Source organism: Flavobacterium sp. C4GT6, assembly GCF_036347315.1.
In the GTDB taxonomy this organism is placed as follows: Bacteria; Bacteroidota; Bacteroidia; order Flavobacteriales; family Flavobacteriaceae; genus Flavobacterium.
Genome location: NZ_JAZGZU010000011.1, coordinates 62,342 through 84,106, shown reverse-complemented (window position 1 = coordinate 84,106; position 21,765 = coordinate 62,342). Strand labels below are relative to the sequence as shown.

Here is a 21,765-nt window from a genome sequence, read left to right as displayed (position 1 = left end):
AACGATTACTTCCCTTCAAACTGGTCAAATTTAGACTGTACCTCCTCTTTAGGCCAGGTATTGTTTGTAACATCAATATCAGCAGTTAAAAGCTCAGGGTCAACCTCAATTTTTTCAACCTGTTTTTCTGTAGCAAATACACGGGCAGCCGTTTGATTGTTTTTACGCCAAATTTGCACAGGGAATTTATAATCTTCTGTAGTACCGTCTTCAAAAGTAAGCCTTACCAATATAGGCATAAGCATATCACCCGGTTTATTGAAAGTCACTTCATAGAAATAGCTTGGCTTTTTAAGCTGAGCTTTCTCGGCAGCCGTAAAGTTGTCATCAATATAGTTTTTAAGCAACTTAATATCTTCAGCCTTTTTTGTTTTTTTAGACTTCTCGTCAACCATGTAAACAAATGGCCCGTTGTCTCTGCCAAATCTTCCTTTTCTAACGGAATAATCTTCCATTCCCTCAGGTTTATCATCAGTTACATAAAACTCTTTTACATCTTCAATACCTATATCCACATAATCTGTAGAATAGAACCATCCTCTCCAAAACCAATCAAGATCTACAGCCGATGCATCTTCCATTGTCCTGAAAAAATCCTCAGGAGTAGGGTGCTTAAACTTCCAGCGGTTAGCATAGGTTTTAAATGCATAATCAAACAGTTCATGCCCCATTACTACCTCTCTCAACATATTAAGACCTGTTGCCGGCTTAGCATAAGCATTAGAACCAAACTGGTAAATAAGTTCTGAATTAGTCATAACCGGCGCTAAAAACCTTTGGTCTCCGCTCATGTAGGGAACAATTTTAGCTGCCGGCCCTCTGTGTGACGGATAATCTTTTTCAAACTCCTGCTCTGTTAAATACTCCAGAAATGTATTAAGCCCTTCGTCCATCCATGTCCATTGTCTTTCATCAGAGTTCACAATCATAGGGAAAAAGTTATGCCCTACCTCGTGTATAATAACGCTGGTCATACCATACTTTATTCTTTCACTAACAAAACCGTTAGCATCAGGGCGGCCGTAATTCCAGCATATCATTGGGTATTCCATTCCCTGATCTTCTGCCGAAACCGAAACCGCTTTAGGATAAGGATAATCAAACGTATATTTTGAATAGGTTTTAATAGTATGTGCTACCACCCTTGTAGACCTGTCACCCCATAAAGGGTTACTTTCTTTAGGGTAAACCGATACCGCCATTGCCGTTTTGCCCGACAGCTGTACTGCCATAGCATCATAAATAAACTTTCTTGAAGTAGAGAAGGCAAAGTCCCTTACGTTTACTGCCTTAAACTTCCATGTTTTCTTTTTATCGCTAAAACCTTTTTCAGCCGCTTCAGCCTCCTCCTGTGTTACAATCACCACAGGATTATCAAAGCTTTTTGTAGCCTGCTCATATCGTTTTACCTGCTCACGGGTAAACACATCTTCCCTGTTACTCAGCTCTCCTGTAGCTTCCATAACGTGATCTGCAGGTACTGTAATGTTTACCTCAAAGTTACCAAACGGCAATGCAAACTCTCCTGCACCCCAAAACTGCATGTTTTGCCATCCTTCCACATCGTTATAAACCGCCATTCTTGGATAAAACTGCGCTATTACATAAAGGTTGTTACCATCTTTATCAAAATGTTCGTAACCAGATCGTCCGCCTATTTTCCTGTAGTTATTAATATTATACCACCACTTTATAGAAAAAGACACTGTCTCTCCCGTTTTTAACGGCTGAGGCAAATTCACCCTCATCATGGTTTCGTTTACCACATAATTTAAAGGTTTACCCGAAGCATCTTTAACATACTCTATTTTAAAGCCTCCGTCAAAACCCTCTTCCATAAAACTACGGGAAAAGTTATCTGCTTTATAAGCTTTTCCTATATGCTGATTCTCTGCAAGAGGTGATTGTGATGTTCTCGACCTCCTGTTTTGATCCAACTGAACCCATAAATACTCTAAATCCTCGGGCGCGTTATTATGATAAGTTATGGTTTCTGTACCATAAAGCCTAGTATTTTTATCATCAAGCTCAATATCCATTTTATAATCGGCCTGCTGCTGATAGTAATCAGGTCCCGGAGCGCCCGATGCGGTGCGGTAACCGTTTGGGGTAGCCATTAAGTCATACATTTGGCTAAACCTGTTAGTATCATAATGCCCTTTTTCTTTTTTAGGTGCATCTTGTGCAGATAGCTGTGCCGTAGCCAATATGGCCAACAGATATAGTGTTTTTTTCATAATCTAAAATTGTAAATTCCCCGTAGGACTATCATTAGTAAGCAAAAGACTCTTTTTGTTACTATTAATATTAGTGTTTATGATGTTTTGCTGATCGGGGAATGATTCAAACAAGAGTGTATTTTTTATTTCAAGGTCTTTTAGTTTACCTTTTGCCTCTACGGTAAAATAACCAATAAGCACATCGTCTTCTATTTCGTGCCCTAAAAAATTAATAACTTTTTCACGACCGTTTACCTTAATTTTTATTTTTTGAGAAAAATAAGCTGCAAGATAGTCATCAATACCTGAAACCTCTTTTTTTGTTGCCAGATACAACTCTTTACCATTTGATTTAGAAAGAGCAGCATCAAGGTCATCTACAAAAACACGCGCTGTAATTTGAAGTTGTTTTTTAGCAGGCGCATGCTCTACCAAAAAAACAGCCACATAGTATTTATGTACCGCAGCAGCAGTAAGCAGCCCGGCAAGCATAAAAAGGAACATATATCGGGTTATAACCTTCACGTTCCAAATGTAATAAAACTTATTTTATTTCTCCCTGTTATGGTAATCGTTGCTTTTGTTAATTAAGTAATCAGTAAGTTCAAACTCCTTATCAGGAGCCAAAAGCAATGCCGATTCTTTACCGTTATCAGCATACGCAAGGAACAGGTTTATTTCCTCATGCTTTAATTTAAGGGTTTCGGTAAAAAAGTAATAGGTATATTTTTCCTGTACCAGTTCGCTAAAAGTCCTTCCCTGAAGATACTCTTTAGTCATATCCTTCTGTTTTTTCTTCGGTTTAAAAATCAGGTCGTAAACCTTTACGAAATCTATACCTGGCAATCGCCTTTCATTACTCGGAAAAGCCGGGTTAACCGGAACCTGATCTTCAACATTAAGCCCTTCTGTAAGTACTTTTGAATTAAGGTCTGATGTAAACTGACGCGTTTCTATATCCTTACTATCTTCTTCAAGATTACCGGTAAGCGGAATAATAAGTATCTCATCAAGCACCGTTACATTAGGCTCCATCTTCATAACCAGTCTTTTCTCTACAAAATGAGTCTTATCCAAAATCAACATGGCAGGCCTAAAATTTATACTCGAAAAATACAATGTATCTGCAGGCTGGGCATATATGCTAAAATAACCGTTATCATCGGTTATCGCCTTTATATTAGTGTTTTTATTAAGTACGGTTATATACTCTACTTTAATAGAGTCGGCTACCATTTGCCCACGGAGTATCTTCCTCCCCTCATCCTGGGAAAAAACAACAGCAGGTAACAAGACAATTAGCAGCAAGAAGAAAAACTTTTTCATAGTCAGGATTTTTAATTGGGGTAGCTTATATATAAAGATACAAAAATTAGGTATTAAATAATATTAAGGTTTTGTTTACTCTTCCTCTTTTTCCTTTAGTATTTCAAGGTATTTAAAAGCAAGGTTACCTAATAGGAATTTTGCTTTTTCATCATTATTTTCACTGATAGCCATCAGCACATCACTATCTTCTGCAGCATAATAAACAAAACCACCCACATACTCTTTACGAATACCCAGTTTAGTGTTAATATCCTCTTCGGTATACAAAGAGTAGATTTGAATCATAGCAGTAGATTTTGTTTCATACTCCAGCTCTTTTTTAAGCACCTTGGTTCTCCCTGTTATTGCGTTTATTATTGCATCCAGAGATGCCATACCTAAAACCATAGCCACCACATCCCAAACCGATTTTATCTCTCCGGCTGTAAAAAGTTTTTTCTCGGCACGGGTATATTGTTTTTGCCCTTCAGGCACAAGTCCTAAACTTTCGGCATTAATATCTCCGTACTTATCAATAATTACTTCTTCAAGCTCAAAAGACCCTAAGTCTACAACAAGAATTTGCTTTAAGTTGTTCTCCCTTACTATAACACGCTTTGTATAGTAACTATTACTTTGTACCACTATAGTATCGTTTACCATAGCCATTATGGTAAAATTACCAAGATTGTCAGACTTAGTGTCTGTTCTGGAATTAAGATTAACGACTCCTCTTTCAGGTATAGGGATACCCCCCGCTACAACCCTGCCTTTTATAGGCTGCCTTTCTTGGGCATAAGTAACAAGAGTCAATAAAAAAGAAACAAACAGAAGTTTAGCCTTCATCTTTTTTAATATTGGTATTAAGTTTGGTTTGCTGCAAGGTATCTGTTTCAATTAAAGCACCGTTTTCATCTACAACACCATCCTGCCTTAATAAAGAAACATATTTAACTGCCAGTTGTGTCATCAAAAACTTTGCCTGAATATCGTTTTTTTCATTTATAGCTTTGGCAAAATACTTATCTTCAACAGCATAATAAATAAATCCACCCACATAATCCTCCGGCACTTTAAATTCCTTAATAATATCTTCTTCGGTATAAATGTAATTAATTTTAGACATGAGGCTTTCTTTTTTCTCATACTCGACAGCCTTCTTAAGCGCTTTCTTTTTACCGTTTAATGAGTTTATGAGTCCGTCTATACCATTACTTGCCGCAAAAAGTTTTTTCTCGGCAGGAGTGTATTGCTTTTGCCCCTTTGGCACCAAACCTAAAGATTCTGAAGTGATATTACCATAATTCTCTATAATCAGCTCGTCCAGTTCGGTAACCATTGCCTCGAGTTCAATTATAAAAAGTTCGGCATCGATATTTTCCTGCTGTACCTCGTACTCCCTGCCTACAATTTGTAAGGCCGAAAAAATAAGAGTATCCTTTGGCTTAACCATAAGCGAGAAGTATCCGCCGCGGGCTGTGGTAACATAAGCACCACTGGTTTTATTCACCACATAAATTCCTTCAAGATCATCGGCAGTCGATTTTATTTTACCCTTTAGCTGTTTAATTTCGGCTTCCTGAGAAATAGCAGGCAATGTGGTAATAGCAAGTGTAAACAGAAAAATTATCCTTTTCAATAGTATAGTATAATAAGGTGATGGCAAGTAAAAAGATAAAGTCGAAATTAAAAGCTACTCTCTCAGCTTAAAAATCTTTGTAACTTTACCTTTTGTTACAACAGATAAACGAATGAAAAAAATAATTATTGCAAGTACCTCCACTTTACATGGCGGCACTTATCTTGAATATCTTACCGAAACACTTAAAGAACATTTTAAAAACTGTAGTACCTTACTGTTTATACCTTATGCAAGGCCGGGCGGTATAACTCACGACGAGTACACCCAAAAAGCTGCCGATTTTTTTGGAAAACTGGGCATTGAAGTAAAAGGAATACATGAGTTTGAAAATCCTGTAACAGCAGTACAAAATGCAGAGGCTATTTTTACAGGTGGCGGAAACACTTTTTTACTGGTTACACAACTTTACCAAAACAAAGTTATGAAGGCCGTTAAAACTGCTGTTGAAAACGGAACACCTTACTTAGGCACCAGTGCAGGCAGTAACATTTGCGGACTCACTATGGAAACCACAAATGACATGCCTATCATCTATCCGCCAAGTTTTGATACCCTGGCATTGGTTCCGTTTAATATCAATCCGCATTACCTTGATCCTGTAGCCGGCTCAACACATATGGGAGAAACACGTGAAACACGTATTAATGAGTTTCATCATTTTAACCCACAGCCTGTATTAGGACTTAGGGAAGGTAGCTGGCTGGAAGTAAAAGAAGACACCACTACATTAAGAGGTAAACTTGACGCACGCCTATTTAGACAAAACACACCTCCGGAAGAAATAGCCACCGGAACCGATTTATCATGGCTTAAATAAAAAAATGGCACAAAAATTAGACAAAATACTAGTAGTAGATATTGAAGCTACCTGCTGGAACGGCCCTTTACCCGAGGGCATGACCAATGATATTATAGAAATAGGCATTTGCCTTTTAGATACCGTTACCGGTGAAATTACCGATAACAGAGCTATAATTGTAAAACCCGAACGTAGTACTGTTAGTCCGTTTTGCACCGAACTAACCACTATAACTCAGGAAATGGTAGACGAAGAGGGTATACCCTTTAGTGAAGCCTGTAAAATTTTACGTAAAGAATACCTTTCACAAAGCCGTGCATGGGCAAGTTTTGGCGCTTACGACTTAAAGCAATTCCAAAAGCAATGCACCGCCCTTAAGGTAGGATATCCGTTTGGACCGTCACATATTAATGTAAAAACATTATTTGCCCTTAAGCACCAACTACAACACGAGCAGGGAATGGCAGGAGCATTATCCTTACTCAACATACCGCTGGAAGGCACACACCACCGCGGTGTTGACGACGCAAAAAACATTGCCAAAATACTCAACAGTATATTAAAAAAATAAAGCAGCCCGAAAGGCTGCTTTATTTTTTTACAAACTTCTATAAACAAAAAACCCAATCTTTTCAGATCGGGTTTTGGTTTTGAGCGGAAGACGAGGCTCGAACTCGCGACAACCAGCTTGGAAGGCTGGAGCTCTACCAACTGAGCTACTTCCGCATTATTGTGGTGCAAATATACGCAATAAGATTTGACAGATGCAAGCTTTTTTTAAAAAAAATTTTATCCTTAACCTGCATTATTACTTAAAATATTTATTATTAATTTGTTACCGTAAAAAAAATTTAATGTATTCTGTAAAACAAATTAGTTCTCAGGAAACTTATCCTGTAAGACAGCCGGTTTTAAGACCCGGTAAACCTATTGAATCGTGCATTTTTGCCGGAGATGACCTCCCTTCTACTACTCACTTTGGTGTTTTTGATGATAATAACCTTGCTGGAATTGCTTCTTTATTCCTCTCAACATCTCCGGATATTAAAGGAAACCTGCAGTATCAACTGCGCGGCATGGCTGTTTTGTCAACCCATCAGAAAAAAGGATTGGGCGATATGTTACTGTCTGCTGCCGAAAAACATGCTGCAACTCTCAATGCAGATGTTATTTGGTTTAATGCCCGCGAAGTTGCTGTTGGCTTTTACAAAAAAGCAGGTTATGAAATTGCGGGAGATATTTTTACAATACCCGACGTAGGGCCGCATTATGTAATGTTTAAATATGTGCAGCTGATATTTAAATAAAATCAGTAATTATTTAACTAAAACATTATAGTTATATAGCTTAATTTTGTAATTTTATTACAAACCTCAACCCCATGATTTCAAAAGTCTTAATAACAGGCTTTACGCTTTTGCTGTTAGGGTGTGCTAAAGACCCTAACACCGGCAAGAATTTGCCCGCTGCAAAAGCCGAAGTGGTAACACTTCACCCCAATAACAAAACCTTTACGATAGACAGTAGTTACTTTAGTAAAGAAACAGCAGAGATAAAAAGTTATTATAAAAACAAAAACTATAACACTTTGTGGGCTAATGAAAGCGACAGGAAAACCCTCTTGCTTTGCATAGCCGTTGCCAAACAGGATGGCCTGCAGCCAAACGACTATAACTATAACACGCTTGCTGCCTTTGAAAAAAACAAAAGCCTCTCGGGTAAAGAGAGTATGGCATACGATTTATTGTTAACACAGTCGTTTTACAAACTGGCACTACACTTATTTAAGGGCAAAACAGAAGCAACCGGAATTTATGAAGATTGGACATTACAGCAAAAAGAGCTGGACATAAATCTGCTGCTTGAAGAGGCTCTTAATAATCACACAGTTGATAAAATCATGGATCGCTGCAGGCCTCCTCATAAAACATACGAGAGCTTACGTAAATGCCTTGCCTATCTTAACAGCCTTCCGGATGATAGTAATCTGGAAGAAATAATTATTGAAGAATCAGTTAAGGAAAATGATTCACTACCTCAGGTCGCATTAATAAAAAAGAGATTAACTTACTGGAAAGACCTTGAGGTTAGCGACAGTATTACCTGCGTGTATGACTCCAAAGCCATTGAGGCGGTTAAAAAATTTCAGAAAAGACACGGCTTTTATCCTGATGGTATTGTAGGCAAAAAAACTGCCGAAGCATTAAATATTTCTCTTGAAGAACGAAAAGAACAGGTCATTGTAAACCTGGAACGATGGAGATGGTTTACTCATGATTTCGGGCAGAGTGCCGTTATAATCAACATACCTGATTATACCCTGGCTCTGGTTAACAACAATGATACCATAGCCACCCATAAAGTAGTGGTTGGAAAACCCGACAGACCTACACCTGTACTCGATTCAAAAATGAACTATCTGGTAATTAACCCTACATGGACCGTACCCCCTACTATACTAAAAAAAGACCTTACTCCTAAAGCTAAAGCCGACCTTAATTATTTTGCAGAAAATAATATGCGAATTTTTGACAGGGAGAATAACGAGGTATTACCGGAGGAATGGAACCCAAAACTGGCTGACACTTACAAATATGTACAAAACCCGGGAAACAGTAATGCATTAGGCAATATCAAGTTTAATTACTACAATCGTTTTTCGGTATACCTGCATGACACCAACCACAGGGAAATGTTCAGCAGGTCACACCGGGCTTTAAGCTCAGGATGTATAAGAGTACAGAACCCGTTAGAACTGGCTGAAAAAATACTATCTAAAGAAGACAGTGAGTGGAATTCGGATAAATTAAAAGAAATGATAGCCGAAGGTGAAACCGAAAAGATTTACCTTAAAAACACTAACAATGTGCATCAGCTATACTGGACCGCCTGGATGGATAAGAACGGCTTACAGTTTAGAAACGATATTTACAATCTGGATAAAGTGCTCTATCAAAAATTAAGAAACTAATTTTGAAGTAGAAACATAGTTTTTAGACGGGTGATAGATAAACAGGCATGATTTCCCTTTGATAAGATCAATCACCTCTTTAGATATCCTGTTAGGAAGCGCAGGGCAACCTAAGCTTCTACCAAGTCTTTTATGTTGTTTGATAAAGCCTTCGCTTACATAATCAGCACCGTGAATCACTACAGCTCTGCTACGCGCATTACTGTTAATTCCTTTTTCAAGTCCGTCAAGACGAAGTGAGGTACCGTGCTTACCTATGTAAACTTCTCCCGTTGCATAAAAACCTAAACTACTCTTATTAGAGTTAGCAGCATTAGAGAAAGCAGTAGCAAACTCATTACCACTGTTTCTTCCGTGAGCCACAAGGGTATTATACAATACAGTTTTGGTACTCATATCAATAATCCAAAGTCTTTTGGTATTAGATGACTTGCTAAAATCAACAAGTGTAAGTAAGTCTTTTTTGATTTTACCCTGCTCCTTTAAAAGCACATAGCCTTCAAAAGCTCTTTCAAACGATTCATAATCCGGTAAGGAAAGGGAGTTAGCATCAAGCTGGTTATACACTCCGCTTGCAGTTGCTACAGTAGTAGCTTCAGCAATAAGTGGCGCAGCTTTGGTTTCAGAAACGGTTTTGGTATTGGTGGTAATAGTAACAGGTGAGTTTACAGCTGACAGTAAAAATAAAATAGAGGTAAAAAAGTTGTAAATCATCTTCATTAATAGTTTTGTGTTTCTAACAGGTTGGCTAAAATAAATTAAAGTTTTCTAAACAAAAAACACCAACAGTGTTAAAATCAGTTATTTAACATTTTCATACGTAGCGAGCAAAAATATCACTACTTCCTTCACACACAATAACGTTTTAACATCAAATCTATTATATTTTTAATAATAAAAAGTTAATTATTGCGATTTGCCTAATATTATACAAAGACCTTACCAAAAACCGAAATAATTCAAATTTTATGAAAATATACTCAAATTTAACATTTATATACCCACCTACCTCAACACATTTTAATTGAAAATAGTACTTTTAACGAAATTTAATTTAATCCGCAGAAATTATAATTAGTCATGAATAAAAAAGTAATCCTCATGATACTTGACGGTTGGGGTAAATCTCCGGATCCGAAAGTATCTGCAATAGACAATGCAAACACTCCTTTTATAGACAGCCTTTATACTAAATACCCAAATGCAAGCCTTCGCACCGACGGACTTAACGTAGGTTTACCGGAAGGACAAATGGGAAACAGTGAGGTAGGACACATGAACCTGGGTGCCGGCCGTATTGTATACCAGGACCTGGCAAAAATTAACCTTGCCGTACAAAACAAAACACTTAATACCGAAAAACCTCTTGTAGATGCGTTTAACTACGCTAAACAAAACAATAAAAAAGTACATTTTGTAGGTCTGCTTTCTAACGGTGGTGTACACTCACACATTAATCACCTTAAAGGACTGGTTGATGCTGCTCAGGAAGCCGGAGTTAACCACTCATACATCCATGCTTTTACAGACGGACGTGATGTTGACCCTAAATCAGGACTTGGTTTTGTGACCGATATTGAAAAATATATTAAAAACACCCCTACACAACTGGCATCTATAATAGGGCGTTACTACGCCATGGATCGCGATAAGCGATGGGAAAGGGTAAAACTTGCTTACGACCTGTTAGTACACGGTTTAGGTATACCTAGCACCAATGCAGAACAAAGCATGCAGCAAAGTTACAACGAAGGTGTTACAGATGAGTTTATCAAACCAATTGTAATGACCGAAGACGGCACCAACCCTATCGCTATCATTGAAGAAAACGACGTAGTTATCTTCTTTAACTTTAGGACAGACAGGGGAAGACAGCTTACCGAAGCGCTTACACAAACTGATTTCCACGAGCAGAACATGCATAAAATGAACCTGTATTATGTTACCATGACCAATTATGATGACAATTACAAAAATGTTCATGTAATTTACGATAAAGACAACCTAACCGAAACCCTTGGTGAGGTAGTTGCCAAAAACGGTAAAAAACAAATACGTATTGCCGAGACCGAAAAGTATCCGCACGTAACCTTCTTCTTCTCGGGTGGCCGCGAAGAGCCTTTTGAAGGAGAATCAAGAATACTTTGCGCTTCACCTAAGGTTGCGACTTACGACCTGCAGCCGGAAATGAGTGCCTTCGATCTTACCAATGCCCTTGTACCGGAACTGAAGAAAAAAGAGGTAGATTTTGTTTGCCTTAACTTCGCTAACGGAGACATGGTAGGACATACCGGTGTTATGGAAGCCGCCATCAAAGCATGTGAAGCAGTAGACACCTGCGTGAAACAGGTTATTGAAACAGCTTTAGAAAATGATTATACTACTATAGTAATTGCCGATCACGGTAACTGTGACACTATGGTAAATCCTGACGGTAGCCCTAACACGGCACACACCACTAACCCGGTGCCTATTATATTAGTAGACAAAGATCTTAAACATGTAAAAGACGGTATACTGGGAGATATTGCCCCAACCATTTGCGAACTGATGGGAATACCGCAACCGGAAGCTATGACACAACATTCATTAGTATCCTAATAACACAAAACCCTGCCACTTGGCAGGGTTTCTTTTTCAAAATTATCAATGCACTACATTCTTCTGAATGCTTCGTAGTAGCCTTTTTCAACAGACTCCCTGTGGTCTGGGTGAGCAATTTTAACCAGCTCCTTAACCCTTTGTTTAAGGTTTTTACCATACAGGTCGGCTATACCATATTCGGTTACCACATACTGCACATGGGAACGGGTAGTCACCACACCGCCTCCCTGTTTTAGGAACGGTACAATTTTACTGTCTCCGCTTTTGGTAAGAGAAGGCAGTGCTATAATAGCCTTACCACCGTCACTTAACGATGCTCCGCGTATAAAATCCATTTGCCCGCCAACACCAGAATACATGCGGTATCCGATAGAGTCGGCACTTACCTGCCCTGTAACATCTACCTCAATGGCAGAGTTAATGGCAATCATTTTCGGGTTTCTTCGAATTACCGATGTATCGTTCACAAAGGAAGATTCCCTCATTTCGATAAAAAGGTTGTCATCAACAAAATCATACAGCCTTTTAGATCCTATCAGGAAAGTAGCCAGTGCCCTGCCTTTTGCCACTCCCTTATAATTACTATTTATTACATTACTCTCTATAAGATCGATAACCCCGTCTGAAAACATCTCAGTATGCAATCCCAAATCTTTATGGTTTACCAGTTTTTTAAGAGCTGCATTAGGAATGGAGCCTATACCCATTTGCAGAGTACTCCTGTCCTCAATAAGTGATGCCACATATTCACCTATCTTATCTTCCTGCTCACTGATTGGCGCAGTTTCATGTCCAAATAAAGGCACATCAACCTCAACCATATAATCAATTTCTGAAATATGAATCAATCCGTCACCAAATGTACGCGGCATATTAGGATTAACCTGTGCAATAACCGTTTTAGCATTTTCTATAGCCGCCACAGTACCCTCTACCGAAACACCTAGCGAGCAGTATCCGTGACTGTCTGGGGGCGTTACATGTATAAAAACCACATCAAGTGACAACACCTGTTTCCTGAAAAGCCTAGGCAGTTCACTTAAAAACACCGGAGTGTACGATCCGTTTCCGGCAGCAATGGTATGCCTTACATTTTTTCCTATAAAAAAAGAATTGACAAAAAAACTATTACTCAGTTCGGGGTTTGCATAAGGCGCATCGCCTTCGGTATGCAGATGGCACACCTCCACATCACGAAGTTCGCCTGCCCTATCGGCAAGTGCTTTGGTTAACACTCCCGGTGTGGCAGCCGCAGCCTGCACATACACCCTGTTACCCGACTGTACTGCTTTTACAGCCTCTTCGGCAGTTACATATTTTCCCATACCTAAAAATTTTACTGCAAAGTTATCGTCACATAAATTTACAAAACATGACAAAACTCATGCTTTAAAGGGCATTAAAAATAATCCGTTAGAAAGTTGTACTTTTGTGGCGGAAAAATTTTAGCATATGATTATCCAAAAAACTAAAGAAGAAATAGAACTAATGCGCGAAAGTGCCCTGATTGTTTCTAAAACATTAGGTATGATCGCCTCTGAAATAAAAGAGGGTGTAACCACCCTTCACCTTGACAGGCTTGCCGAAGAGTTTATTCGTGACCACGGTGCAGTACCGGGATTTAAAGGCCTTTACAACTGTCCGTCAACCCTGTTAACCAGCGTTAACGAACAGGTTGTACACGGATTACCTACTAACAGACCTATTGAGGATGGCGACATAGTATCGGTAGATTGTGGTGCTCTTAAAAATGAATTTTACGGTGACCATGCCTATACTTTTGAAATAGGTAATGTTACCGAAGAAACCCGCAAGCTATTAAAAGTTACTAAAGAATCGCTTTACATAGGTATAAGAGAATTTAAAATGGGCAACCGCGTGGAAGACGTAGGTCATGCCATACAACAATATACCGAAGGTCACGGCTATGGTGTAGTTAGAGATCTTGTAGGTCACGGACTTGGAAGAAAAATGCACGAAGATCCAAACATGCCTAACTACGGTAAACGCGGACGTGGTAAAAAGTTCATTGAAGGTATGGTGGTTGCCATTGAACCTATGATTAACATGGGTACTAAAAATGTAAAGCAACTTAAGGACGGCTGGACTATTGTAACTGCCGATAAAAAACCAAGTGCACACTTTGAGCACGACGTAGCTCTTGTAAATGGCAAACCTGAACTGCTTTCTACTTTTGCTTATGTATACAAAGCTTTAGGAATTGAGTCTAACGAAGAAGATGAGTTTAGGGCTGTACCTTTAGTGCTGTAATGAAAAAACTGTTTAAATTAGTTCTCAATACCATACCAAGGCCATTGCTTATTAGGTTAAGCTATGTAGTTAGACCTGTAATTGCACTAGCCTTGAAAGGTAATACATATACCGACCCGATAGACGGCAAAAGCTTTAAAAGCTTTTTGCCGTACGGTTACGGGCATCAACGTAATAATGTATTGGCACCCGGTACCCTTTCTCTGGAAAGGCACCGCCTGCTATGGTTATACCTTAAAAACGAGACTGATTTTTTTACAGGTCACAAAAAAGTACTCCATTTTGCTCCTGAACAGGCTTTTTACAAACGCTTTAGGAACCAGAAAAATTTAGATTACACTACTACCGATCTTAACTCTCCTCTTGCAGATGTTAAGGCAGATATATGTAACCTTCCGTTTGAGGACGACAGCTACAATTTTATACTGTGCAATCACGTTTTGGAACACATTCCAGATGACACCAAAGCCATGCAGGAGCTTTACCGCATAATGAAACCGGGAGGCATGGGGATTTTCCAGATTCCGCAAGATTTGAACCGCGAAACCACTTTTGAGGACGATTCTATTACCGACCCAAAAGAACGTGCCAGAATATTTGGGCAATATGACCACGTAAGGGTATACGGTCGTGATTATTTTGACAAGTTAAGAAGTATCGGCTTCCGTGTTGTTGAGGAAGATTACACAAAAAAAATCGCCCCAGCTGATGTGGAGCGATTTTGTCTGGCAAAGGGAGAAATTATCCCTGTTTGTTATAAAGATTAATTTGTTCCTTCAGGCATAAGTATTGCCACTACCTTATCTTTAGTAAGATATTTTTTAGCAACAGCCTGTAAATCTTTAGTTGTAAGGGCGTTTACTTTACTTTCAACCTTAAATATATCACTAAGATCATCACCGGTATTGAAACACCAGTTAAAGTAACTCATCCAGTAACTATTCTCTTTTATTTTCTTTTTATAATCCAGAAGCTCGCCTTCCTTAAACTTATTAAGATCTTTCTCTTCAGGTCCGTTTGCTATAATCTTATCCAGCTCCCTAAGTGCTGATTCTGTTAGCTTTTCAGCATTTTCAGGACCACATGGAAAACCTATATTAAAGCTATACCAGGCATAAGGAACTTTACCTATACTACCACTGGCATTAACTCCATATACTCCGCTTTCATTTTCTCTTAACTCTTCAAGAAGTTTTATGGTTAGCACTTCTCCCAAAGCTCGCATGGCAAGCGCTTCATTTGCATCATACTTTGTTGGCTCTCCATAAAACATAATCCTAACAGTACTCTTAGGATCTGTGCCTTTGTTAACCACTTTTTTATGCTCTCCGCTTAAAAGCCTAAAACCTAAATCGGTCATTTTTTCTTTCTCACCTTTAACAGCTGGCAGCGATGCTATATATTTAGCTGCATACTCTTCCATTTTAGCGTCATCAATATTACCTACAAAGTAAAACTCAAAGTCGGCTGCATTTGCAAAACGCTCTTTATACTTATCATAAGCCAGTTTATAATCGGCTTGTGCCCAAGTTTCTTTTGTTGGGATAATACCGTTAAACCTTGGATTATCTTTATATAAAAAAGAATAAAGCTCCTGCTGGAAATAGAAAGAAGGCTGTGAAGCCATGTTATCAAAAAATGCCGACTGCTTTTGTTTATAACTGTTAAAAGCCTCTTCATCATAATTCAAATCGGTAAAATAAGCATACATCATCTGCATCATATATTCCATATCTTTTGGTGTGCAACTGCCGTCCATTTGCTCAGTAGTACCTCCAACATAAGGAGAAACCCTCGCAATTTTACCCGTCATGAATTTATTAATATCGTTGAGATTTAAACCCGAAAAACCAGCTTCATCAAGTCCGCTCATAGCAAACTGGATTTTTTTATACTCTTCATTAGAATATAGGTTACTCCCCCCAAAGCTTATCGCTTTCATTATAATCTCATCATTTTTAAAATCGGTCTTTTTATAAGTAACTTTAGCTCCGTTAGAAAGATATAATGTAGTAGTACCCACTTCATCATCCTGCTCCTTTTTCACTACAGCCCCGGGAGTCACCTCATTTCTCAAAAGGCTTGAAGCAATCTCTTTGTCTTCATATGGAGTGATATTATCGGCAGACATATCTATTATAGAAAGTATCTCTTTCTCTGTAGGCTTTTTGAGTCCTTCTTTTTCAGGCCCCGTAAAAATCACTACCCTGTTATCCTTTTTAAGGTATTTCCCTGCCAGTGCATTAATATTTTCAAGAGAAGCCTTATCCAAAAGTTCTTTAGTCGCATTATATTCCCACTCTATACCCGGCATAGGTTCTTTTTCCAAAAAGTGTGATTGGTATTCACCTACAAAGCGAGATGAGTACGTTTTATCCCTTTCATTATAACTTTTCTCAAGGTAGGCAAGTCTTTCTGTTTTTGCTCTTTCCAGTTCACTTTGCGAGAAACCATACTTCCTTACTCTTTCACTCTCTTCTACCAATACCTTTAAGGCATCAAGCTGCTTGTCTTCAGATGTCATTGCAAAAGACATATAAGCCTCTTTAGACCTAACCATTGCACCTCCATGATAGCTATATCCAAAAGTAAACGGCGGATTTGGCGAATTCCTAATCTCCTCTAATCTGTTATTTAGCATTGTAGCAAATAACGATCTTTCCAGAGACTCCTTGTAATCATTAACCGTTACCAGTTTTTTTGGCTCGGTATAATCCTTATAAAGCACCTGTACCTGAGAGCCTGAAGCCTCTTTATCTGTCTCTACACAAACAAAGGTTTCTTCATGATTAGGCACTTCAAATACTTTTCTCGGGCGTTCGTTTTTAGGATTTTTATACGATGCAAAATGTTTCTTTACTTTCTTTTCCATCTCATCCACATCGATATCTCCCACTACAATAACAGCCATAAGGTCTGGTCTGTACCAGTCTTTATAAAAACTCGTAATCTTATCGTAGGTAAAGTTTTCCAGTATCTCCTTTTTACCAATAGGCATACGGTTAGCATAATGCGACTGATACATCACTTTTGGCATAAACTGTTTCCTCATTCTGTCATCGGCTCCAAGTCCAAGACGGTATTCCTCCAGCACTACACCTCTCTCTTTGTCAATTTCTTCGGGAGTCAGTACAGCATTAAAAGCCCAGTCTTCTATAATACTAAAGCCTTTTTCAAGCTTTTCGGGATCATCAGAAGGGATAGGAAGAAAGTAAACAGTCTCATCAAAACTGGTATAAGCATTAAGGTGCTGCCCAAACTTCACCCCTATACTTTGCAGGTAGTCTACCAGTTTGTTTTTAGGAAAGTTTTTTGTGCCGTTAAAACACATGTGCTCCATAAAGTGGGCAAGCCCCTGCTGGTCGTCATTTTCCAAAATAGACCCGGCGTTAATTACAAGCCGCAGGTCTACTTTATCTTCCGGCTTATTGTTTTTCCTGATGTAATAGGTAAGTCCGTTCTTAAGTTTCCCGGTTCTTACATCCGGATCAAGGGGAATCGGGCTGTCGCCCTGAAGATCCTGAGCCGTCCCTAACAAAGGCGAAGCAACTAGGAACATCCATAGTCGAAGGTGTTTCATTTTAAAATATTTAGTTGGTTTAGTTTATTAACTTTAAAAGCCTTTATTTTATTGTACTATTTTCCATAACAGGTGTTTAAATAAATTTTTAGGGCACAGGTTTTGATAAACATTACTATGAAATAATATATTTGCTATATTTACTACCCTTATAAATAGTAATTAAAACATGCTTAAAGCCCGTTTACGACTTATTTGTCTCGTTTTCCTTATACAGTTATCATATGCTAATGCACAGGTATTAGAAGAGGTTGCACCACCTTACAACATTAAAACAGCCTCATTTATGCAAAACGGGGAAAATGTATATCCGTTTTTCAGACTGGGCGAAAATTTCACTTTTGCTTTTGACGATCTTTTTGGCAACGAAGCTAATTACTATTACACACTTACACACTGTAATTATGACTGGACCAAATCACAATTAACCGTAAATGAATACATTTCGGGATTTGATAATCAGCGTATACAAAACTATCAAAACTCGTTTAACACACTGCAAATCTATTCGCATTACGTATTATCATTCCCTAATAGATTTACACGTATACAACTAACAGGTAACTATATACTTAACATACTTAATGAAGACAGAGAGATTGTAATGTCCCGACGTTTTGTGGTATATGAAGAAAAAGTATCGGTTCCGTTACAGGTTAAAAGAGCCAGGGGGATGAACGAAATCCAGGAAAAACACAATATGGATTTTGCCATAAAAACCAATGCCTTTATTTTCCAGATGCCACAGCAAAATGTTAAGGTAGCACTTTTTCAGAACGGAAGGTTTGACAATGCCATTTACAACATAAAACCACAATATACCATAGGTAACGACCTTATATACAAATATGACAAAGAAACCCAGTTTTGGGCCGGTAACGAATACCTCTATTTTGACAATAAAGACATTCGTAATGCCGTAAACAATGTATTAAGGGTAACCGGTGGCGAGATTTACAATAACATATTATATGCAAACGAAGCCCGAGGCAGTAAACCCTACACTTACTACCCCGATATTAACGGTAACTTTGTAACTAACAACAGCAACCTTAATGTTACTGATGTAACACTGGAGGCTGATTATGCATGGGTTTTCTTTAAACTAAGTGCCCCTGCCTATTTTGAAAAGGATGATATTTATATAGGCGGTATGTTTAACAACTATACCAAGACCGATGAGTATAAAATGGAGTACAATGAAAAAACAGGCATGTATGAAAAAGCTGTTATGATAAAACAGGGCTTTAATAACTATATGTACATCCCTGCCAACTCTAAAGGAAGAGTGAATGGAGGAGCATCTCCCGACGGTAATTTCTTCCAGACAGAAAACGATTATAACGTAATTGTATACTACAGAGAAAACAACGAACGTTATGATAGGGTAATAGGTTTTGGACAAGCCAATTCTGAAGACATTATCAACTAAAAATCAACGACTTAAAAAATATTTTTTGTTAATTTAATATCCTGAATGAAACTACAACAATATTAAATTCGTATTTTTGTTTAGAAAACGCTGTGAAAATTTATGGTTACGCAAATTACAAGAGGCATAAAGATATCTGTTTCGACTAGTTTTGAAGGTACTTACTTTAAGAACTACAAGATTCATTTTGCCTTTACCTATGAGGTAACTATAGAGAACCAAAGCAAAGACTCTGTACAGTTAAATTCCCGCCACTGGGAAATTTACGACTCCCTTAATGATATTGAAGTAGTAGATGGCGAAGGTGTAATAGGCAAAAAACCCGTACTAAAACCCGGCGAAAAGCATACTTACAGCTCAGGCTGCCTGCTGGCATCTCCTTTTGGAGCCATGAGAGGCTACTTTAATATGATTAACTTTACCTCAACAAGAACTTTCAGGGTAATAATACCTACTTTCAGGCTTAGTGCTCCTTTTGCACTTAATTAGTATATTTTCAGGCATAAGCATTTATTGATGATTTTTTTGCAATTAAAGAGCAGAATATTTCCGTATATTTGCATTACTAAAAATTTTTTATTTGCTTAAATTATAAATTATTATGCCAAAAGGAATATACAATGTACCCGAGGCTTTTAACGAACCCGTTAAATCGTATGCTCCGGGAACTCCCGAAAGAGAGCAGGTTCTGGCCACTTTTAAAGAACTATACAACAGTACTGTTGATGTGCCTTTATACATTGGTACGGAAGAGATCCGTACAGGTAAAACCAAAACAATAAACCCTCCTTTTGACCACAAAAAAACGGTAGGTACTTACCACGAAGCCGAAAAGGAACATGTGGTAAAAGCTATTGATACTGCACTTGCTGCCAGAACAAAATGGGCTGCAATGGCGTGGGAACAAAGAGCTTCAATATTCCTTAAAGCTGCCGACTTACTTGCAGGTCCATACCGTGCAAAAATAAACGCAGCTACCATGATAGCTCAGGCTAAAACTGTTCATCAGGCAGAGATTGATGCTGCTTGTGAGTTTATTGATTTCTTACGTTTTAACGTAGAGTTCATGACTCAGATATATGCAGAACAGCCTGTATCTTCAGACGGAATATGGAACAGAATGGAGCACCGTCCGTTAGAAGGTTTTATTTATGCAATTACTCCTTTTAACTTTACAGCTATAGCAGGTAACCTTCCTGCCTCTCCTGCCTTAATGGGTAATGTAGTGGTATGGAAACCTAGCGCAGCTCAGGTATACAGTGCTAACGTAATCATGGAAGTATTTAAACTTGCAGGATTACCTGACGGTGTAATCAACATGGTTCACGGTGACCCTGTTATGATAACAGATACTCTTTTAGAAAGCCCTGATTTTGCAGGAATACATTATACAGGCTCTACAGCTGTATTTAATGGTATTTGGGCAAAAATAGGTAATAATATGGGTAAAGGTATTTACAAAACCTACCCAAGAATTGTAGGTGAAACAGGTGGTAAAGATTTCGTTATTGCTCACCCTTCGTCTATACCTGCACAGGTAGCAGCAGCGCTTTCAAGAGGTGCTTTTGAGTTCCAGGGACAAAAATGTTCGGCTGCTTCAAGAGCTTACATCCCTCAGTCTATATGGCCGGAGGTTAAAGAAAAACTTGTTGCCGATATTGCTTCAATGAAAATGGGTTCTCCTGAAGATCTTTCAAACTTTATTACCTGTGTTATTCACGAGGGATCGTTTGACAAGCTGGCAAGCTATATTGATGCTGCTAAAAATGCATCTGATGCCGAAATCATTGCCGGTGGTAAATATGACAAATCAGTAGGTTACTTTATAGAGCCAACAGTTATTTTAACTACAAACCCTCAGTATGAAACTATGCATACTGAGCTTTTTGGTCCTGTATTAACCATCTATGTATACGAAGATGCTAAATGGGAAGAAACACTTACCCTTGTAGACCAAACTTCTCCATACGCATTAACGGGAGCTGTTTTCAGCCAGGATCGTTATGCTATTGAGCAGGCTGCAAAAGCGCTTGAAAACTGCGCAGGTAACTTCTACATTAATGACAAGCCAACAGGTGCCGTTGTAGGACAACAGCCTTTTGGTGGCGCGAGAGCATCGGGAACAAACGACAAAGCAGGATCTGTACTGAACCTGTTACGTTGGGTTTCTCCAAGAACAATCAAGGAAACTTTTGTTCCGCCAACAGATTACAGATATCCTTTCCTTGGATAATACATAAAATCAAAAAAGGCTTCCTAATAGGAAGCCTTTTTTATACTTTATATTTCATTGCAAGGTGCACCACCTTTTTGGTCTCAAAGAATTCATCATCAAAATAATCGGAAAGATTATAAATTGTAGTTCTCTGGAAAACAGAAAGCTCTTCTGTAAGGTCGCCACCTTTTAGATATAATATACCATTAGGTAAATCATGATTCTGATCCTTTTTGACTTTACCCCTAACCCATTTTACAAAATCAGGCATATTAGTCACGGCACGGCTCACAATAAAATCGAACTCCTCGTTCACCTTTTCGGCACGCATCTGTTCAGCTTTCACATTGGTAAGACCTAAAGCTTCAGCCACACCGTTTACTACCTTTATTTTTTTGGCAATAACATCAATAAGGTAAAACTGGGTTTCAGGAAACAGTATAGCTAGTGGTATTCCCGGAAAACCTCCTCCGGTCCCCACATCCATAACCTTTGCTCCCGGCTTAAACTCCATAACCTTTGCAATACCAAGTGAATGCAATACGTGTTTTGTATATAACGACTCTATATCCTTTCTGGAAATCACATTGATTTTTGAATTCCAGTCGGTATAAAGTTCTTCAAGTTGTGCAAACTGCTCCTTCTGCCTCTCGGTAAGATCAGGAAAATATCTAACAATCTCCTCCATTAATTTTAATTTTAGACAAAAGTAAGCATTTTGAAT

General features: G+C 38.4%; 19 protein-coding genes and 1 tRNA gene. 10 read left to right on the top strand and 10 right to left on the bottom strand.

What is annotated here, in order from left to right; all coding sequences use genetic code 11:
* Positions 1 to 5: 5 nt before the first annotated feature.
* The 5 genes from V3Z67_RS13145 to V3Z67_RS13125 all read right to left on the bottom strand — a co-directional run bounded on the left by V3Z67_RS13145 (position 6) and on the right by V3Z67_RS13125 (position 5,166).
* Positions 6 to 2,237 (bottom strand): M1 family metallopeptidase, encoded by a 2,232-nt coding sequence (locus tag V3Z67_RS13145; RefSeq protein WP_330443741.1) that lies wholly within the window; start codon positions 2,235 to 2,237, stop codon positions 6 to 8.
* A 3-nt stretch (positions 2,238 to 2,240) separates the two neighbouring features.
* On the bottom strand, positions 2,241 to 2,723 hold the full coding sequence (locus V3Z67_RS13140; protein ID WP_330443740.1) for a DUF6702 family protein: 483 nt from the start codon (positions 2,721 to 2,723) through the stop codon (positions 2,241 to 2,243).
* Positions 2,724 to 2,768: 45 nt separating this feature from the next.
* Positions 2,769 to 3,545, bottom strand: a complete 777-nt coding sequence (locus V3Z67_RS13135; protein WP_330443739.1) for a hypothetical protein — start codon at positions 3,543 to 3,545, stop codon at positions 2,769 to 2,771.
* Between the two features lie 75 nt (positions 3,546 to 3,620).
* Complete coding sequence (locus V3Z67_RS13130) at positions 3,621 to 4,373, bottom strand: hypothetical protein (RefSeq protein WP_330443738.1); 753 nt, start codon at positions 4,371 to 4,373, stop codon at positions 3,621 to 3,623.
* Positions 4,363 to 5,166, bottom strand: a complete 804-nt coding sequence (locus V3Z67_RS13125) for a hypothetical protein (protein WP_330443737.1) — start codon at positions 5,164 to 5,166, stop codon at positions 4,363 to 4,365. The genes V3Z67_RS13130 and V3Z67_RS13125 overlap by 11 nt, the downstream gene beginning before the upstream one ends.
* Before the next feature lie 112 nt (positions 5,167 to 5,278).
* Here V3Z67_RS13125 and pepE point away from each other — a divergent pair, with 112 nt between their 5' ends.
* Together pepE and V3Z67_RS13115 are read left to right on the top strand one after the other, a co-directional pair.
* Positions 5,279 to 5,986: a dipeptidase PepE gene (pepE, locus tag V3Z67_RS13120; protein ID WP_330443736.1), complete on the top strand. Its 708-nt coding sequence runs from the start codon at positions 5,279 to 5,281 to the stop codon at positions 5,984 to 5,986.
* Positions 5,987 to 5,990: 4 nt separating this feature from the next.
* The gene (locus V3Z67_RS13115; RefSeq protein ID WP_330443735.1) at positions 5,991 to 6,539 is read left to right on the top strand and encodes a 3'-5' exonuclease; all 549 of its coding nucleotides are present in this window, start codon (positions 5,991 to 5,993) and stop codon (positions 6,537 to 6,539) included.
* A gap of 82 nt (positions 6,540 to 6,621) precedes the next feature.
* Here V3Z67_RS13115 and V3Z67_RS13110 read toward each other — a convergent pair.
* Positions 6,622 to 6,694, bottom strand: a tRNA-Gly gene (locus V3Z67_RS13110).
* A 128-nt stretch (positions 6,695 to 6,822) separates the two neighbouring features.
* Here V3Z67_RS13110 and V3Z67_RS13105 point away from each other — a divergent pair.
* Positions 6,823 to 7,275 carry a GNAT family N-acetyltransferase gene (locus V3Z67_RS13105; protein WP_330443734.1) on the top strand — a complete coding sequence of 151 codons (453 nt, stop codon included), beginning with the start codon at positions 6,823 to 6,825 and terminating at the stop codon, positions 7,273 to 7,275.
* Between the two features lie 74 nt (positions 7,276 to 7,349).
* Positions 7,350 to 8,939, top strand: a complete 1,590-nt coding sequence (locus tag V3Z67_RS13100; protein WP_330443733.1) for a L,D-transpeptidase family protein — start codon at positions 7,350 to 7,352, stop codon at positions 8,937 to 8,939.
* Here the strand turns inward: V3Z67_RS13100 and V3Z67_RS13095 are convergent.
* On the bottom strand, positions 8,928 to 9,659 hold the full coding sequence (locus tag V3Z67_RS13095) for a murein L,D-transpeptidase catalytic domain family protein (protein ID WP_330443732.1): 732 nt from the start codon (positions 9,657 to 9,659) through the stop codon (positions 8,928 to 8,930). The two genes, V3Z67_RS13100 and V3Z67_RS13095, sit on opposite strands and share 12 nt — an antisense overlap.
* Positions 9,660 to 10,019: 360 nt before the next feature.
* Here V3Z67_RS13095 and gpmI point away from each other — a divergent pair, with 360 nt between their 5' ends.
* Positions 10,020 to 11,540: a 2,3-bisphosphoglycerate-independent phosphoglycerate mutase gene (gene gpmI, locus V3Z67_RS13090; RefSeq protein WP_330443731.1), complete on the top strand. Its 1,521-nt coding sequence runs from the start codon at positions 10,020 to 10,022 to the stop codon at positions 11,538 to 11,540.
* Between the two features lie 53 nt (positions 11,541 to 11,593).
* On the opposite strand, the gene V3Z67_RS13085 is transcribed toward gpmI, so the two are convergent.
* Positions 11,594 to 12,868, bottom strand: coding sequence for an acetyl-CoA hydrolase/transferase family protein (locus V3Z67_RS13085; RefSeq protein ID WP_330443730.1), 1,275 nt, complete (start codon positions 12,866 to 12,868; stop codon positions 11,594 to 11,596).
* Positions 12,869 to 12,995: 127 nt separating this feature from the next.
* On the opposite strand from V3Z67_RS13085, the gene map reads away from it, so the two are divergent.
* On the top strand, positions 12,996 to 13,814 hold the full coding sequence (gene map, locus V3Z67_RS13080; RefSeq protein WP_330443729.1) for a type I methionyl aminopeptidase: 819 nt from the start codon (positions 12,996 to 12,998) through the stop codon (positions 13,812 to 13,814).
* A complete protein-coding gene (locus V3Z67_RS13075) occupies positions 13,814 to 14,581 on the top strand; it encodes a class I SAM-dependent methyltransferase (protein WP_330443728.1) in 768 nt (255 codons plus the stop codon). Before map ends, V3Z67_RS13075 begins: the two co-directional genes overlap by 1 nt.
* On the opposite strand, the gene V3Z67_RS13070 is transcribed toward V3Z67_RS13075, so the two are convergent.
* Positions 14,578 to 17,394: a M16 family metallopeptidase gene (locus tag V3Z67_RS13070; RefSeq protein ID WP_330443727.1), complete on the bottom strand. Its 2,817-nt coding sequence runs from the start codon at positions 17,392 to 17,394 to the stop codon at positions 14,578 to 14,580. The genes V3Z67_RS13075 and V3Z67_RS13070 overlap by 4 nt on opposite strands.
* Before the next feature lie 169 nt (positions 17,395 to 17,563).
* On the opposite strand from V3Z67_RS13070, the gene V3Z67_RS13065 reads away from it, so the two are divergent.
* The 3 genes from V3Z67_RS13065 (at position 17,564) to pruA (ending at position 21,059) form a co-directional block, all read left to right on the top strand.
* Positions 17,564 to 18,826: a type IX secretion system plug protein gene (locus V3Z67_RS13065; RefSeq protein WP_330443726.1), complete on the top strand. Its 1,263-nt coding sequence runs from the start codon at positions 17,564 to 17,566 to the stop codon at positions 18,824 to 18,826.
* A gap of 102 nt (positions 18,827 to 18,928) precedes the next feature.
* Positions 18,929 to 19,315 carry a Co2+/Mg2+ efflux protein ApaG gene (gene apaG, locus V3Z67_RS13060; protein ID WP_035135027.1) on the top strand — a complete coding sequence of 129 codons (387 nt, stop codon included), beginning with the start codon at positions 18,929 to 18,931 and terminating at the stop codon, positions 19,313 to 19,315.
* A gap of 112 nt (positions 19,316 to 19,427) precedes the next feature.
* A complete protein-coding gene (pruA, locus tag V3Z67_RS13055) occupies positions 19,428 to 21,059 on the top strand; it encodes an L-glutamate gamma-semialdehyde dehydrogenase (RefSeq protein ID WP_330443725.1) in 1,632 nt (543 codons plus the stop codon).
* 40 nt (positions 21,060 to 21,099) lie between these two features.
* Here pruA and rsmG read toward each other — a convergent pair whose 3' ends face one another.
* Entirely contained in the window at positions 21,100 to 21,729 is a 630-nt protein-coding gene (gene rsmG / locus V3Z67_RS13050; RefSeq protein ID WP_330443724.1) for a 16S rRNA (guanine(527)-N(7))-methyltransferase RsmG, read from the bottom strand.
* Positions 21,730 to 21,765 lie beyond the last annotated feature (36 nt).

Coding starts and splice junctions, on each gene's coding strand:
- V3Z67_RS13085 (WP_330443730.1), bottom strand. CDS start 12,868: ATGGGAAAATATGTAACTGCCGAAGAGGCTGTAAAAGCAGTACAGTCG.
- V3Z67_RS13105 (WP_330443734.1), top strand. CDS start 6,823: ATGTATTCTGTAAAACAAATTAGTTCTCAGGAAACTTATCCTGTAAGA.
- V3Z67_RS13100 (WP_330443733.1), top strand. CDS start 7,350: ATGATTTCAAAAGTCTTAATAACAGGCTTTACGCTTTTGCTGTTAGGG.
- V3Z67_RS13095 (WP_330443732.1), bottom strand. CDS start 9,659: ATGAAGATGATTTACAACTTTTTTACCTCTATTTTATTTTTACTGTCA.
- V3Z67_RS13070 (WP_330443727.1), bottom strand. CDS start 17,394: ATGAAACACCTTCGACTATGGATGTTCCTAGTTGCTTCGCCTTTGTTA.
- V3Z67_RS13115 (WP_330443735.1), top strand. CDS start 5,991: ATGGCACAAAAATTAGACAAAATACTAGTAGTAGATATTGAAGCTACC.
- V3Z67_RS13135 (WP_330443739.1), bottom strand. CDS start 3,545: ATGAAAAAGTTTTTCTTCTTGCTGCTAATTGTCTTGTTACCTGCTGTT.
- pepE (WP_330443736.1), top strand. CDS start 5,279: ATGAAAAAAATAATTATTGCAAGTACCTCCACTTTACATGGCGGCACT.
- V3Z67_RS13130 (WP_330443738.1), bottom strand. CDS start 4,373: ATGAAGGCTAAACTTCTGTTTGTTTCTTTTTTATTGACTCTTGTTACT.
- gpmI (WP_330443731.1), top strand. CDS start 10,020: ATGAATAAAAAAGTAATCCTCATGATACTTGACGGTTGGGGTAAATCT.
- rsmG (WP_330443724.1), bottom strand. CDS start 21,729: ATGGAGGAGATTGTTAGATATTTTCCTGATCTTACCGAGAGGCAGAAG.
- V3Z67_RS13075 (WP_330443728.1), top strand. CDS start 13,814: ATGAAAAAACTGTTTAAATTAGTTCTCAATACCATACCAAGGCCATTG.
- pruA (WP_330443725.1), top strand. CDS start 19,428: ATGCCAAAAGGAATATACAATGTACCCGAGGCTTTTAACGAACCCGTT.
- apaG (WP_035135027.1), top strand. CDS start 18,929: ATGGTTACGCAAATTACAAGAGGCATAAAGATATCTGTTTCGACTAGT.
- V3Z67_RS13140 (WP_330443740.1), bottom strand. CDS start 2,723: ATGTTCCTTTTTATGCTTGCCGGGCTGCTTACTGCTGCTGCGGTACAT.
- map (WP_330443729.1), top strand. CDS start 12,996: ATGATTATCCAAAAAACTAAAGAAGAAATAGAACTAATGCGCGAAAGT.
- V3Z67_RS13065 (WP_330443726.1), top strand. CDS start 17,564: ATGCTTAAAGCCCGTTTACGACTTATTTGTCTCGTTTTCCTTATACAG.
- V3Z67_RS13145 (WP_330443741.1), bottom strand. CDS start 2,237: ATGAAAAAAACACTATATCTGTTGGCCATATTGGCTACGGCACAGCTA.